This is a genomic window from Achromobacter sp. MFA1 R4 (assembly GCF_900156745.1).
Classification (GTDB): domain Bacteria; phylum Pseudomonadota; class Gammaproteobacteria; order Burkholderiales; family Burkholderiaceae_B; genus Achromobacter.
Map to the genome: position 1 here is coordinate 5,358,904 of NZ_LT707065.1, position 15,442 is coordinate 5,374,345.

The 15,442-nt window shown below is 62.5% G+C and carries 6 protein-coding genes; all 6 read left to right on the top strand.

The features are described from left to right. The first annotated feature begins 258 nt into the window (after positions 1 to 258). The gene (locus tag BXA00_RS24565; RefSeq protein WP_076520990.1) at positions 259 to 852 is read left to right on the top strand and encodes an alpha/beta hydrolase; all 594 of its coding nucleotides are present in this window, start codon (positions 259 to 261) and stop codon (positions 850 to 852) included. Between the two features lie 785 nt (positions 853 to 1,637). Then, a complete protein-coding gene (locus tag BXA00_RS24570; RefSeq protein WP_076520991.1) occupies positions 1,638 to 9,248 on the top strand; it encodes a type I polyketide synthase in 7,611 nt (2,536 codons plus the stop codon). Positions 9,249 to 9,254: 6 nt separating this feature from the next. Then, entirely contained in the window at positions 9,255 to 10,595 is a 1,341-nt protein-coding gene (locus tag BXA00_RS24575) for an aminotransferase class I/II-fold pyridoxal phosphate-dependent enzyme (protein WP_076520992.1), read from the top strand. Positions 10,596 to 10,673: 78 nt separating this feature from the next. After that, positions 10,674 to 12,713 carry a capsular polysaccharide biosynthesis protein gene (locus BXA00_RS24580; protein ID WP_231952152.1) on the top strand — a complete coding sequence of 680 codons (2,040 nt, stop codon included), beginning with the start codon at positions 10,674 to 10,676 and terminating at the stop codon, positions 12,711 to 12,713. Continuing rightward, a complete protein-coding gene (locus BXA00_RS24585; RefSeq protein ID WP_076520993.1) occupies positions 12,710 to 13,918 on the top strand; it encodes a capsule biosynthesis protein in 1,209 nt (402 codons plus the stop codon). Before BXA00_RS24580 ends, BXA00_RS24585 begins: the two co-directional genes overlap by 4 nt. 138 nt (positions 13,919 to 14,056) lie before the next feature. Then, positions 14,057 to 15,406, top strand: coding sequence for a glycosyltransferase family 2 protein (locus tag BXA00_RS24590; protein ID WP_156902863.1), 1,350 nt, complete (start codon positions 14,057 to 14,059; stop codon positions 15,404 to 15,406). The last annotated feature ends 36 nt before the right edge of the window (positions 15,407 to 15,442 follow it).

A 15,442-nucleotide genomic window follows, 5' to 3' on the forward strand; every position in this document is an offset into this window, starting at 1 on the left:
TCCTCGAATGACTTGTAATCGTTGATCCGTCAACGAGCGGACGGCCGGATATCGTTGATGTCGCGCCCGTGACAGTGCATTTGCACGGCAAGCATACACTGAAATATCGCGGCTTTTGGCCGGTTCCGGGGCGGTTTTGCCGCCGTTCCGTATTGCGCCGCGGCATCGCCGCCGCGCCCCGCTTTATTCCGAACGCCGTATATGCAAAAGACGATTAATTCGTTTGAGTTACTAAAGCGCGGCGGCATCATGTGCCGCATGAGACTCCAACCGATAATCGTCCCGGGCTGGAAAAACTCCGGTCCCGATCACTGGCAATCCCGTTGGCAGGCCGTCATGCCCCATGCCCGGCGCATCGAGCAGCACGATTGGGACAACCCGTGCGCCGCCGATTGGATTTCCAGCCTGACCGCCAGCGTCGACGAAGCGCGCAGCCCCGTGCTGCTCATCGCGCACAGCCTCGGCTGCCTGATCAGCGCCGCGCTGCCCGTGCCCCTTCGCGCCAAGGTCGCCGGCGCGCTGCTCGTCGCGCCCGCGGACGTCGAACGTCCCGACACCCCGCCATCCCTGCGCGGCTTCGCCCCGGTTCCCCGCCAGCCCCTGCCGTTCCAGAGCGTGGTGGTCGCCAGCGATAACGATCCCTACTGCTCGCTGGACCGCGCCATGGCTTTCGCGGCCGACTGGGGCAGCCGCATCGTCGTCATCCCGGGCGCCGGCCACCTCAATGCGGACAGCGGCCTTGCCGACTGGCCGCAAGGATTGAAACTGCTGGGCGCCCTGCGGCGCAGAGCCTCCTGGCGTATCCCCCCGCCCCCCAAACGCATCCCGCCCATTCCGTTGTACGGACTGTAGGCGATTCTCCCGGCGTCATGCATGCCACGCAACGGCGTCGCCCAGCCGCCGCCAGGCCATACGCACCCCAGCGCCCTCGCGCTGACTGGGGCATTTTCGCCACGCAATTGCATACGATTACACATTTATTCGCAGATACCCTGCAAATCGAAACTGCGCCTCGATATTCGTTAATAAACGCTAGCGATTATCTTTATTCGGCCAAATGAAATGCCCAGATCTGGGCGTCATTGAAGTGATTTGTCGAATTTTGCGCCAAAGTAGTTACAACTAATTGTTATGCTGGCGCCCGCATTGACCACGTGGAAGCGAATTTGCTGCTATTGAAGGCAGAATCCGGGCGATTACCGCGCTCGCAGCAGAACCCGATTCGGTCGAATTCGATACATATAGTAAAATCGCCTTCTATTTATCCAAATGTCACGGCGTCCGGGCCGCAGCACCACCCCGCTTGCTTGGTATTTAGGTGCGAGCGGCGCAGTCCCACCCCCGGCGCAAGACCTGCATCAAAAATGAAAAAGCAGAGCATTACCCTCGCGCCCCGGCAACGGCGCAAATCCCCGCTCCACGGCGACTCCACGCTGCTACCGCATTCCGGACTGGATCGTCCCGTCATCCCCGGCTGAACGGCCCGCGATTGACTGTCGTCGTGGGCTTTCGCCTTTCTGCCAGCCAAGGCGCGCATGACGCGCGCCCCCTGATCGGCGCCCCTGCGATCCCCGTATCCGCTCCACCGCCATTGCTTACTCACCCGCCGCCGCGCTGCGGGGCTAGAAGGACTACGCATGCGTAAACGCGTCGCCATCATCGGACTTTCGTTCCGGTTTCCCAGCACCACCAATGACAGCTATTGGCCGGCCCTCCTGGAAGGCCGCGATCTGGTGACCCGTGTCGAAAAAGACCGCTGGTCGGCCGACGCCTACCTGCATCCCGCGAAGGACCATCCCGGCACCGCCTACACGTTTGCCGCCGGCTCCATCGGCGACGTTTCCGGATTCGACGCGGCGTTTTTCGGCATTTCTCCGCGCGAAGCCGCGCTCATGGATCCTCAGCAGCGGCTGTTGCTGGAAATGAGCTGGGAAGCGCTGGAGCACGCCGGCATCCCGTCTTCCACCCTGCGCGGCTCCGACTGCGGCGTCTACATCGGTATCGCCAGCAGCGACTACGCCTATCGCCTGGCCGAGGACCTGGGGGCCGTCGACGCGTCGATGGCCACCGGCAACACCGCCAGCATCGCCGCAAACCGCCTGTCCTATTTCTTAGACCTGCGCGGTCCCAGCATCGCCATGGACACCGCGTGCTCGTCCTCGCTGGTCGCCTTTCACCAGGCGTGCCGGGCCATCCTGTCGGGCGAATGCACGCAGGCCTTGGCGGGCGGCGTCAGCCTGCACCTGCATCCCTACGGATTCATCACCTTCTCCAAGGCGTCCATGCTGTCCCCGCGCGGCCGCTGCAACGTCTTTGACGCCTCCGGCGACGGCTATGTCCGCTCCGAAGGCGGCGGCATGTTCCTGCTGAAGGATTACGACCAGGCGGTCGCCGACGGCGACAACATCCTGGCGGTGGTGGCAGGCACGGCCGTCAACACCGACGGCCGAAAATCCGGCCTGACCGTGCCCAGCGTCGAGGCCCAGGCCGCGCTGATGCGCCAGGTCTACGAACAGGCCGGCATTGCCCCGTCCGAAATCGACTACCTGGAAGCCCACGGCACCGGCACGGCCGTCGGCGATCCCATCGAAACCCGCGCCATCGGCCTGGCCCTGGCGCAGCGGCGAGACAAGGGAGCCCCCCTGCCGATCGGTTCCGTGAAAAGCAACCTGGGCCACCTGGAGGCGGCCTCCGGGGTCGCCGGGCTGGTCAAGGCGCTGCACGTCCTGCAGCACCGCGAGGTGCCCGCCACCATCGGCATCAAAACCCTCAACCCCAAGATCGAGTTCCAGAACTGGAACCTGGACGTCGTCACGCAGAACCGCAAACTGCGTCCCACCGGAAAGCTGGTGGTCGGGGTCAACTCGTTTGGCTTTGGCGGCGCCAACGCGCACGTCATCCTGGAAAGCGCGTCGCCGCGCAGCCCCGCCGCCGAAGGCAAGATCGTCAAGACCGCCCCGATCCCCGTGCTGGTATCGGGCAAGTCCATACCCGCCTTGAAGGCCGCGGCCGACCAGATGGCCGGCGTCCTGCGCGGACAGTCCGCAAGGTTCCTGTACAACGCCGCCTACCATGCGGCCATGCGGCGCGATTGGCACGGCGAACGCGCCGTCGTGTTCGGCACGCAGTGCGATACGGTCGCCGAAGCCCTCCAGCAATTCGCCGACAGCGGCGATCCCAAGGCGGGCGTGGTAACCGGCAGCGCGCTGGCGCACGCGCGCGGCCCGGTGTTCGTCTACTCCGGCAATGGCTCGCAGTGGGCCAACATGGGACGCCGCCTGCTGGCCGACCCGGTGTTTGCCACCGCGATCGACGACGTGGACGCGCAATTCGCGCAGTACGCCGACTTCTCGCTGCGCGCGGAACTGGCCGGCGAAAATGGCGATCATCGCTACCAGCGCACCGAATTCGCCCAGCCCGCCCTGTTTGCGCTGCAGGTCGGCATCACCCGGATGCTGGCGCAGCGCGGCGTCGTCCCGGTGGCCGTCATCGGCCACAGCGTCGGTGAAGTCGCGGCCGCCTGGGCTTGCGGCGCCCTGACGCTGCCCGATGCGGTTCGCGTCATTTTCCAGCGCAGCCGCCTTCAAGGGCAGACCAAGGGCCTGGGCCGCATGACCGCCGTGGGCATCAGTGGCGAGCAGGCGCTTGCCCTGATCGCCGAGCATGGACTGGCCCAGCACGTATGCGTGGCGGGCTTCAACAGCAGCCGCGGCGCCACGGTGGCGGGCGCGCCCGACGCGCTGGCCGTGCTCGAGGCCGCGCTGGCGGAACAATCCGTGTTCTACCGCCGACTGGACCTGGACTACGCTTTTCACAGCCCCGCGATGGACGCCATCGAGGCAGGCATCCGCGAATCGCTCGCCGACATCCGGCCGCGCACGAGCGACGTTCCGTTCTATTCCACCGTCACGGGCACACCGCTCGACGGGGCCGCACTGGATGCCGCCTATTGGTGGCGCAACGTGCGCGAGGCCGTTCGATTCGAACAGTCCGCCAATCAACTGGCCGCCGACGGCAACAACATCTACGTCGAAATCGGCCCGCACCCCGTGCTGCGTTCGTACTTGAACGACACGCTCAAGACGGCCGACATGCCGGGCAGCGTCCTGAGTACCGCCACGCGCGGCGCCGACGACCCGGAGAAGATCTGGGGCGCCGCCGGGCAGGTCATCGTAGCCGGCGGCCAGCTCGACATGGCCTCGCTCTTTCCGTGGGCCGCGCCCCCGGTGGATCTGCCGACCTACCCCTGGCAACGCGAACGCCATTGGCACCCGACCACGCCGGAATCGCTCGGCCTGCTTACGCGCCGCCTGGTGCACCCCCTGCTGGGCTACGCCATGCACCAGCATGAGCACACCTGGGAAAACCAGCTCGACACGCAGTCGCACCCTTCGCTGGCCGACCACGTCGTCGGCGACGCCGTGGTGTTTCCGGCCACCGGCTTTGCCGAGGTCGCACTGGCCGCCGCGCTGCGCTGGCAAGGCGGCAGCGCCGACTGCGCCGAATTCGAAGAGCTGGAGATCCACAGCCCGCTGCTGCTCGGCGCCGCCCCCAGCAAGGTGCTGCGCATGCAGCTCGACAACAGCGACGGCCGCTTCCGCATCAACGCCAAGGACATTGGCAGCACCGAGCCGTGGGTCAGGCACGCCAGCGGCCGACTGCTGCGCGAACCCCGCCTGGCTCGCCTCACGCAGCCCGCGCTGACCCTGCCCACGCGCCCGCCCGACTTCACGCGCGACACCCACAACGCGCTGACGTGCGCCGTGGGCCTGGACTACGGCCCGGCCTTCCAGGCCGTCAAGCATGGCTGGATGGAATCCGAGACCAGCGTGCTGGCCGTGCTGGAGGCCGACGCCTGCCTGGACGCCGAGCTGGACGCCACGCACTTGCACCCCGCCCTGCTGGACTGTGCCTTCCAGCTCATCATCCAGTTGCTCAAGAACGACGCAGCCATGGGCCAGGGCATCGCCTATGTGCCGTCCAAGATCGGGCGCCTGAGCCTGCGCGCCAAGGCTGGCCAGCCGACCGCCGCGCGCGTGCGGCTGGAGCGCCGCGCCCCGCATTCGCTCACGGCCACCTTCGAGCTGTACAACGCCCAGGGCGAGCAGATCGCCGCCGTCGAACAAGCCCGCTTCCGGAGCATCCGCTTGCGCAAGGCGGCGGCCGACCACCTGAGCTTTCTGGACACGGTCGCCGTTCCGCGCCCGCATGCCCCCTTTGGCGCCAACCCGATCGACCACGGCGCCCTGCGCACGGCACTATCCAAGGCGATCGACCAATGCAGGACGGGCGGCGCGCATGCCCGCTACGCGGAAGAAGTCGACCCGCTGCTGGAAAGCCTGTGCGACAGCTTCGCGCTGGACGCCCTGCGCGCCCTTGCCCCGGACGGACGGCAGATTCCGCAGGCCCTGCTGGCCGACATGGGCCGACACACGCCCGGCGCCGCGCCGCTGCTGCAATATCTCGTGGACAGGCTGTCCGCTGCCGGCCATGCCGACGCGCAGGCGTCGGGCATCGCCGTATCCGCCGACCCCGATGTCGACAGCGGCGCGACCGATATCTGGAACACCTTGCTGCGCGAGTACCCGGACTACGCGCAGATCGTCCACGCCGTCGGCCGCATCGGCCTGCACTTGCCCGCGCTGCTGCGCGGCGAGGCGTCGGTGGAAGAGATCTGCCCGCGCGCGACCTCCCCGGCCACCATCACCCGCAGCCTGCTTGGCACGGCCAGCGGCCAGACCCTGGGCATCGCCCTGCGCAACGTGCTGGAAGCCGCTCAGGCGGCGCGCCTGCCGGGGCAGCGCCTTGCCGTGATGGAGATCGGCCAGGCCACGCCGCTGTTCAACTTCAGCTGCTGCGATGCGCTCGACTTCGACGTGGCGGACTACACCTACGCATCGACCGACGCGGACGCCCTGGATCACGTCGCCGCCCAACAGGCCGAGCGCTATCCCCACGCCCGCACCGAAAGCATCACCGAGAACGGCGCCGCGCCCGTCGCGCGCCACGACCTGGTCATCTTCCACTGCGACTTCAACACCCTGGACGCCGCCCGCAACGCGCTCCGGCACGCCCGCGGCAGCCTGCGCGATGGCGGCCTGCTGCTGTTCTGCGGCGCGCACCCGGCCGCCTGGGCCGACTTCGTCTTCGGCGCGCGTGCGCAGTGGTGGCAGCGCGGCGAGCACGGCGAACAGCTTTCCACCCAGCAGCCCGCGGACTTCTGGCAAGAGGAATTGCAGGGCTTGGGTCTGCAATGCGCAGAGGTGCTCGATTTTGCGCAGGCCCCGGCGACCGGCGCCTATGTCCTGACCGCCCGCCTGAATGCCGACGCCTGCGCCGAACCCGCCGCGATCGCGGCCGAACCGGCGCGCTGGCTGATTCTTGGCGACAAGAACCCCGAGCATGGCTTGAACCTTGCGCATTCGCTCAAGGACGCCCTGGCCGCCGCGGGCCACAAGGTCCGGCTGGAAGCCAATGTCGCACCCCAGGCCCTTGACGCCCTGCTCGCCGGCGACGCCTCGGGCCCGGTGCAGCACATCGTGCACCTGGACGGCCTCGCCTGGGCCGACGCGCACGAGACGCCCGACGAACTGCTCGCCAAGCAGACGCGCCGCTGCGCCGTGGCTGCCGCCGCCATCCAGGCGTGCGAACGCACGCAAGTGCCCGCCACCCTGTGGCTCATCACTGCCGACGCCGCGCAGTACTTGCGCCAACCACCGCAAGCCGCGGGCATGCACGCCCTGAACGACGCCTCGCTGTGGGGCTACGGCCGCACCCTGGCCAATGAAGCATCCAATTTCCGCATCCGCATGGTCGACCTGCCGCTGGCCATGGCGGGCCAGATGGCCGACGCCCTGACGCGCGAACTGACGACCCCGGACAACGAGGACGAAATCCTCCTTGCAGCGGGCGGCGAGCGCTATGCCCCCCGCATGCGCATCAGCCCACGCCCTGCGATTGCCCAGCCCTCCGAAGGCCAGGCCGTGCGCCTGGGCTTCGAATTCCCGGGCCAGTTGCGCAACCTGCGTTGGGAATCCTGCGCGGCGCCCGCCCCGGTCAACGACGAGCTCGAAGTGCGCATCGAAGCCACCGGCTTGAACTTCCGCGACGTCATGTACGCGCTCGGCCTGCTGTCCGACGAAGCCATCGAAAACGGCTTCGCCGGTCCCACCCTGGGCCTGGAATTCTCCGGCACGGTCACCCGCGTCGGCCCCGACGCAGGCGGCTACCAGGTGGGCGACGCTGTCGTCGGCTTCGGCCCCGCCAGCTTCGGAGACCGCGTGCTGACGCGGCCCAATGCCATCTCCCACATCCCCGACGGCTTTTCGTTCGAAGCCGCGGCCACGATCCCCAGCACCTTCTTCACCGTCTATTACGCGCTGCACCACCTGGCGCGCCTCGAAGAAGGCGAGAAAATCCTGATCCACGGCGCCGCGGGCGGTGTCGGCATTGCCGCCATCCAGTTCGCCCAATGGCTCGGCGCCGAGATCTACGCCACGGCCGGTTCCGACGAAAAGCGCGATCTGCTGCGCCTCTTGGGCGTGCAGCACATCTACGATTCGCGCTCGCTGTCCTATGCCGACGAAATCCTCGCCGACACCGGCGGGCGCGGCGTCGACGTCGTGCTGAACTCGCTGGCGGGCGAAGCCATCAACCGCAATCTGCGCGTGCTCAAGCCTTTCGGCCGCTTCCTGGAACTGGGCAAGCGCGATTTCTACGAGAACACCCGCATCGGATTGCGTCCGTTCCGCAACAACATCAGCTACTTCGGCATCGACGCCGACCAGTTGATGAACGAGCGGCCCGACCTGACCCAGCGCCTGTTCGGCCAGATGATGGACCTGTTCCGCCAGGGCGCGCTGCATCCGCTGCCGTATGCCGTCTTCGACGCCAACGACATCGTCGACGCTTTCCGCTACATGCAGCAGGCCCGCCAGATCGGCAAGATCGTCGTCACCTACCGCAACGGCATCAGCGGCGTGCATCATCCCCACGCCCGGACCGCACCCGGCCTCGCCCTGCCCGCCGAAGCGACCTACCTCGTCACCGGCGGCCTCGGCGGCTTTGGCCTGCGCACCGCGCAATGGCTGGCGGACCGCGGCGCGCGCAACCTGATCCTCATCAGCCGCAGCGGGCCCGCCACCGAGTCGGCCCAGGCCGCCATCTCCGCGTTCGAAGCCCGCGGCGTACGCCTCCACGCCGCCGCCTGCGACGTCACCGACCGCGCGGCGCTCGCGCGCCTGTTGCAGGAAACGGCGCAAACACTGCCGCCCCTCAAGGGCGTGGTCCACGCCGCCGTGGTCATCGACGACGGACTGGCGCGCAACGCCACCTCGGAACAGATCCAGCGCACACTGGCCGCGAAAGTGCTCGGGGCCCAACACCTGCACGAGCTCACCCGCACGCAGGCCTTGGACCTCTTCATCTGCTATTCGTCGGCCACGACGCTGTTCGGCAACCCCGGCCAAAGCAACTATGTCGCTGCCAACGCCTGGCTGGAACGCCTGGCCGCGCAACGCCGCGCCGAAGGCCTGCCCGCCACCTGCGTGCGCTGGGGCGCCATCGATGACGTCGGCTTCCTTGCTCGCAACGAAAAAATCAAGAACGCCCTCCAAAGCCGCATGGGCGGCGGCGCCCTGGCCTCCCAGGTCGCGCTGGACGCGCTGGACGCCATGCTGGCGGCAGACGCGTCCGGCCTGGGCGTGCTGGAGCTGGACTGGCGCGCCCTCAGCCGCTTCCTGCCCTCCGCCGGCCTGCCCAAATTCTCGGACATCGCCCGCCACGCCGGCGATGCCGCAGACGACGAGACCGGCTCGGACGACATCGCCCACCTGATCGCCACCCTGGACGACGAGGCCCTGCACGACCGCTTCGTCGAAATGCTACAGGCCGAGATCGGCGAAATCCTGCGCGTCGCACCCGACAAGATCGAACCCAACCGCTCGGTCTACGACCTGGGCCTGGACTCGCTCATGGGCGTGGAACTGGTCGTCGCGCTTGAAAACCGCTTTGGCATCCGCCTGCCCGTCATGGCGCTCAACGAAAGCCCCACCCCCGCCAAGCTCGCCCAGAAGCTCGTCGTGCTGCTGCGCGACGAACACGACAGCGCCGACGACGACACCGTCGCCGCCAGCGTGCAGCAAGTCGTCGCGAGCCACGCCGCGGAGGTCACCTCCATCTCGGTCTCGGAGTTCGTCGACGAGCTCAAGCTCAACGGCAGCTTCTCCAAGCAACGCATGATCCAGTAGACAGAATTGAGCACCGCAAAAAAGCTGCCCGGCCTTGCCGCCGGCATCAAGGACAAACTCATCCAGCAGGCGCTCGAGCGCAAACTGCGCGCGGCCGCCAACACTGGCGGCCAGGCGCTGTCGCGCCCCGCGGAGAAAAAGGCCGAGATTCCCGAAGAGCATTACCGCTTCCATCTCCATCCGGGATACCAGCAGCTGCGCATCATCAACGACGGCGCCAGCCGCCTGGGCGTCAAGAACCCCTTCTTCAAGCTGCACGATGGCACCGCCGGCGCCAGCACCCAAATCAGCGGCACCGGCTACATCAACTACGCCAGCTATAACTACCTGGACATGTCGGGCGACCCGGTCGTCGCCGCAGCAGCCAAGGCAGCGATCGACCGTTATGGCACGTCCGTATCGGCCAGCCGCCTGGTCTCCGGCGAACGTCCCATCCACCGCGAACTCGAAACCGAAATCGCCGCACTGTACGGCGTGGACGATGCGATCACCTTCGTCAGCGGTCACGCCACCAACGTCTCGACCATCGGCTACCTCTTCGGCCCGCGCGACCTGGTCCTGCACGATGAGCTGATCCACAACAGCGTGCTGCAAGGCATCCAGCTATCCGGCGCACGCCGCCTGCCCTTCCCTCACAACGACTGGGAAGCGCTGGACAAGATCCTGAATGAGCAACGCCACCAGTTCGAACGTGTCCTGATCGTCCTGGAAGGCATCTACAGCATGGACGGGGATTACCCCGACCTGCCCCGCTTCATCGAAGTGAAGCGCCGGCACCGCGCCTTCCTGATGGTCGACGAGGCCCATTCGCTGGGTGTGATGGGCGCGCGGGGATACGGGATTCGGGAACATTTCGACCTGGATGGCAAGGACGTCGATATCTGGATGGGGACGTTGAGCAAGACGCTCGCTGGCTGCGGCGGGTATATCGCCGGTGAAACGGCGCTGGTCGAACATCTGAAGTTTCTAGCACCGGGGTTCCTGTACAGCGTGGGGATGCCGCCGAGCGTCGCGGCAGCGTCGCTGGCCGCGTTGCGGCGGATGAAGGAAGTGCCGGATCGCGTCGCGGCGCTGCAGGCGCGTGGGCGTTTCTTTCTGGAGCAGGCTAAGGCTGCGGGGATTGATACGGGGATGAGTACCGGGTTGGCGGTCGTGCCGGCGATTATGGGGAGTTCGTTGAAGGCGACGCGGGTGTCAGCGGCGCTCTTCAACGCGGGAATAAATGCGCAACCGATTCTGTATCCCGCGGTGCCGGAAAAGGCCGCACGAATAAGGTTTTTTATTTCCTGCACCCATTCGGAAGCCGAAATTCACAAAACGGTTCAAGCACTTGCTCGCTCACTTTAATCTTTCGATCAATCCTGCGCGCCGCCAACCGCCGATTTCGATAACCGCCCTGTGACAATTGGAACCTATTCTCGTCGCTTGTCTCAACTGCCGGGCATTGAAGCCCTTCTAGGCGAGCGTCTCGTATATTTGCGCCCAGGACAGCCTCCGCACTCCAAAACTATCAGCGCGCTTGCAGGCTGGGGATTTCGCCCATCAACAAAACGGCCTCGCGACATAGCTGCGACGCACGGCCTGCCCTTCATCGGACTTGAAGACGGTTTTTTGCGTTCGTATGGCGCTGGCCCCGGATATCCAACGCTCTCCTTGGTCGTGGATAATTGTGGCATTTATTACGCAGCAGACCGGGAGTCTCAGCTCGAAACCTTGCTGTCCTCCGACAGCAACCTTCTGACCGGCAAAGGTTCGGAGTACTCGCGAGCACGAGACCTAATTCTTTCCAAAGGCCTGAGCAAATACAACCTAGCGCCCGATATCGACACTCTGCCCGGCCCGGCAAACGGCTTCAAAGTACTGGTCGTCGATCAGACCTTCGGAGACGCGAGTGTTGGATTTGGTCTCTCCAGCACCGAGGCGTTCAGTCAAATGCTTCAGTGCGCCAGAGAAGAAAACCAGGGCGCGACGGTATATGTAAAAACACATCCTGAAGTAAGCCAAGGCTTAAAAAAAGGGTATCTCTCTGACACCCAAGAAGACAGCAAAACCATTTTGCTGCGCAATCCGATTTCGCCCAGCAGCCTTCTACGACAGGTCGACCGCGTCTATGTAGTGACATCACACATGGGGTTTGAAGCGTTACTTCACGGTATACCCGTGACGTGTTTCGGCATGCCTTGGTATGCCGGTTGGGGAGCAACAGTCGATCGCCTGAAATGCGATAGGCGCAATCGCACACGTAATACTGACGAGCTATTTGCGGCTGCTTATCTGCACTACACACGCTACCTCAATCCTGAAACCCTTGAGCCGGGCTCCATTTTCGACGTGATGGATTGGATTGATCTTCAGCGCCGCATGCAGCGTGCCATGACTGGTCGAAGCATTGCGGTTGGCTATCGGCGTTGGAAGGCGGAAAACATCAAACCATTTCTTGGTCCGGATCCAAAAAAAATACATTTTGTTCCGCACATCGAGGCGGCGAAGGAACTGAATCCAAATCCGAAAGACCGAATAATAGTATGGGGTGCATCACCATCCCCCGCCATCGCAGATCTGGCGCAGAACTCGGGCGCCACCTTGCTTCGCATGGAAGACGGTTTCATTCGATCCGTCGGTTTAGGCTCGGATTTCGCCCCGCCGCACGCACTGGTCCTGGACGCACAGGGACTTTATTTCGACGCAAGACAGGCCCACGACCTGGAAACATTACTCAATACTCGCAAATTCACATTGCGCGATAACGAACGGGCGACGAGGGTGCGTAGCCTGATTGTCGAGAACGCGCTAACTAAATACAACATAGAACCGACCCAAGTTCCCAACTGGAGCACGTGCCACCGCCATGTGGTCCTGGTGCCAGGCCAGGTAGAAGATGACGCGTCAATCCGCTACGGATGCGGGCCGGTTCACGACAACCTGTCACTCATCAGGGCGGCCCGGCAAGCGCACCCAGATTCTTACATCGTCTACAAACCACATCCCGATGTTGCAGTAAGGAACCGCAAAGGCAAAGTGCATATCGACGACGCGCTGCGCTATGTAGACCATATAGAAACAGAAGTTTCCATAATAAGTTGCCTAGACGCGTGTGATGAAGTGCATACGATGACCTCGCTTAGCGGATTCGACGCGTTGTTACGAGGCAAGCCTGTAGTTGTCTATGGGATGCCGTTCTATTCGGGTTGGGGCCTCACACAAGACCGAATGACCGTGCCTCGTCGAAATCGCAAGCTAACGTTGAACGAGCTTGTCGCGGGTGTAATGCTTCACTACCCTATTTATTGGGATTGGACGCTGAACGGCTACACGACCTGTGAAGCATCACTACGCCGGATAATCGTTCAACGGACGAAAATTATCGAGTCGGGAAATCTCCGTTCGGTACGAAAAAACTACTTTCAGCGGCAGTTGCATAAAGTTCGTCTTTGGGCAAAAGCTGGATTTGCATTGAAGCGATGAACGCCAAACAACGGTTTCTTTTCCTGCAGGGCGTCTGTTCTCCCTTCTTTCCGACCCTTGCCAAAGGACTAAGGCAAGAAGGAATGAAGGTCCGGAAAGTCAACTTCTCCGTGGGAGACAGAATCTATTGGCGGCAAGGCGATGCGATCTCGTATCGGGGCTCCATGGACCAGCTGCCGGAATTTTACAGGGGAGAGTTCGACAGGCACGGCATAACCGATGTGGTCCTCTTTGGCGACTGCCGCCCAGTTCATCGCCCCGCCATCGAACTTGCCAGGGACTCGGAGATTCGGGTCCATGTGTTCGAAGAAGGCTACTTCCGTCCTTACTGGGTAACGCTGGAGCGCGGAGGAGTCAATGGCTATTCTGCTTTGCCCCGTGACCCTGACTACTACCGCAAACGAGCGACGGAACTGCCAAACTACGATAATGGCACCTCCTTTTCTTCGCCGTTTTGGAAGCGCGCAGCCTATGACGTGGGATACAACTTCTGGGCAGGTCTCAATCCGATTCTTCACCGGGGGGTCAAAAGCCATGTCCCCTATAGTCCCGCCACGGAGTATGCAAGCTACCTGCGAAAAGGCATAGGCACTCACATAAGCCGACGACGCGCAAAAGCAATACAAACGATGGTTACGATGGACGGCCAAACTCCACCGTATTATCTATTTCCACTGCAACTCACCACCGATTCACAAATTATCCACCACTCCAACTTTGCCAGCATGAGTCAGGCCCTGGATACGGTGATTCGATCCTTTGCGCGCCACGCTCCGGCACAGAGTCTATTACTGATAAAGGCCCACCCTCTTGATCCAGGACTAGTTAATTACTCAAGACTTATACGTCGATTAAGTAGGCAACTAATGCTAGGAAACCGTGTAGTTTACATAGACGGCGGGCACCTGCCATCATTGATCAATCGCTGTACAGCGGTGATCACAATAAACAGTACGGTTGGTGCGTCAGCTCTCATTCACGGCAAGCCCACGAAGGCCCTTGGGCGAGCGATATATGACATGCCTGGTCTAACAGATCAGAAGGGATTGGATGAGTTCTGGAAACATCAGGACAAGCCGGATGTACAGCTGTTCAGAAAATTCCGGAACGTAGTCATACACGACACTCAAATAAATGGCGGGTTTTATTGCAAATCGGGAATCGCCCTGTCGGTCACCAATTCGCTCAGAAGGCTCTTGGTTTGAATAACACTGGATGCCAGAAGAGGTCAAAATCGCTCGACAGCTCAATTCAAATTGGATTAACGCCCTAAGTCATTCCAATGGCCAAGCACATGGATGGCGACAGTCCCCACTGCCTAACCACGTCACTCGGAATACCGATTGAATAGACTGAATTATTTTTTTCGTTATTGGATACGGGCCGGATGCCGCTGGCATTCGCCCTATCATAAAATCGCCTTTGAGCTGGCCACCCACACCAATAAAGACACTATTCACCGAATACTTGATTGCGGTTTGATTACGAGAGCGGCAGCGCTGTATCAAGAAAATCCCAAGCTGTTCACGGAGGCTGCACGGGGAAAGCTGGAGTATCTTCGCGGCAATCACGATACTGCAGAGAAACTCCTGGAATCCGCATTACAGTCTTCAATATCAACGGAGCGCCAGCGCGCGGCAAAGCTACTGACCCGCCTGTCGCCTTCCCGTGTCATCGCTTCCGCAAGTACCTCGGGCCAAACTCGGCTCGAGCAATGCCTGCGCATGGCAACGCAGACTAAAAGCAGTGCGCACCCTGACTTGCAACGTCCGACCGGGGATGAGCATCTGCTAATTGCAAACCACGCGGGGTCCTATCCGGAAAAGCTTCATTATCTGAATTCCTATTGGAAGGAGATGGGATTATCGGCAGTCAGTGGAGCCGATACCGCAAGCAATTTCGACATCCTCGCATTGAGCCCGGAGTCGGCGGCGACTTCAGTGCTATCCGCCGACACACCGGCAGTTTCGGTAGTTATGACGGTATATAATGGGGGAAAATACTTGCGTTCATCGATGCTCTCCATGCTACGACAAATGAGTGTCCGAAGCGAGATCGTAATCATTGATGACGCGAGCACCGATGATACCTGGGACATTATCCAGCAGTTTTCTCGAGATTACCCCGGCCGGGTGATTTCGAGACGGCTTGCCGGCAATGTAGGCACATACGCTGCGAAGAACATTGCCCTGAGACTATGCACCAGGGAGTACATAGCATTCCAGGACGCGGACGATTGGTCGCACCCGGCGCGACTGATAAGCGCCATCAATTGGCTGTCTCTCAGCGAACAGCACGTTGCTGCTACGTCGCGATATGTCAGAATGGATCAAGAAGGCCGCTTCTTTTCGCCCAATATATGGCCCCTGCGGCAGTGGTCGCCAAATACCCTGGTATTCCGTCGCGCACCGACGCTAGAAATGATCGGGCAGTTTGACCAGATCCGTTTTGGGGCCGATACCGACTTCTTCGAACGCATCCGAGCCTATTTTGGCGATAGTCGCGTACTTTTTCAAAAACAGGTCATGCTTATTGCAATGGGGCTCCCTTCTTCGCTCATGCACGACCCAGATACCGGCTTGGATGGAAATGGTCATTCAATGAAGCGAGTGACTTACAGAGACGTCAGTGCCGAACGAATTCTAGGGATGGCTCGAGACGGCTCGCATCCGCACTTCCCCAAAGCAAATTGACCCGCGCCCTTGTAGCTCGTGCTCTAAAAGTCGCTC

Bases quoted from the DNA above. Each gene is read 5' to 3' on its own strand.
- BXA00_RS24565 (WP_076520990.1), top strand. From the start codon at position 259: ATGAGACTCCAACCGATAATCGTCCCGGGCTGGAAAAACTCCGGTCCC.
- BXA00_RS24570 (WP_076520991.1), top strand. From the start codon at position 1,638: ATGCGTAAACGCGTCGCCATCATCGGACTTTCGTTCCGGTTTCCCAGC.
- BXA00_RS24585 (WP_076520993.1), top strand. From the start codon at position 12,710: ATGAACGCCAAACAACGGTTTCTTTTCCTGCAGGGCGTCTGTTCTCCC.